Origin of the sequence: Pseudoalteromonas sp. S3785 (assembly GCF_005887365.1) — a bacterium.
Taxonomy (GTDB): Bacteria; Pseudomonadota; Gammaproteobacteria; order Enterobacterales; family Alteromonadaceae; genus Pseudoalteromonas.
The window spans coordinates 1-296 of sequence record NZ_PNCT01000222.1; the positions used below are offsets into that span (position 1 = coordinate 1).

The window sequence follows — 296 nt, forward strand, 5'->3', positions numbered from 1 at the left end:
CTCTGAGCGTGACAGAAAAACGCGGTGTATTTAAATCGTGGACTGTGCTGCTTGCCATCGATGCATTTTCACTAAGATTATTAGGCACGTTTTTTGTTCGCTCAGGCATTTTTGTATCGGTGCATGCATTTGCAACTGTCCCCGATAGAGGTTTATTAATCCTAGCCTTTTTAGGCATTGTTGTTGGCGGGGGTGTAGCGTGGTATGCGGTGCTGGTATCAGAAGTTAATTGCGAAGGCGGTTACTAGTTTGTATCTCGCGAAGTGGAGCTGTGGCTTAACAACATCTATTTAGTG

The 296-nt window shown here is 44.9% G+C and carries 1 pseudogene; it reads left to right on the plus strand.

Annotated elements, in window-relative coordinates:
• A pseudogene (locus CWC17_RS19230) lies at positions 1-245 on the plus strand (heme lyase NrfEFG subunit NrfE); the annotation flags it as partial.
• Between the last annotated feature and the right edge of the window lie 51 nt (positions 246-296).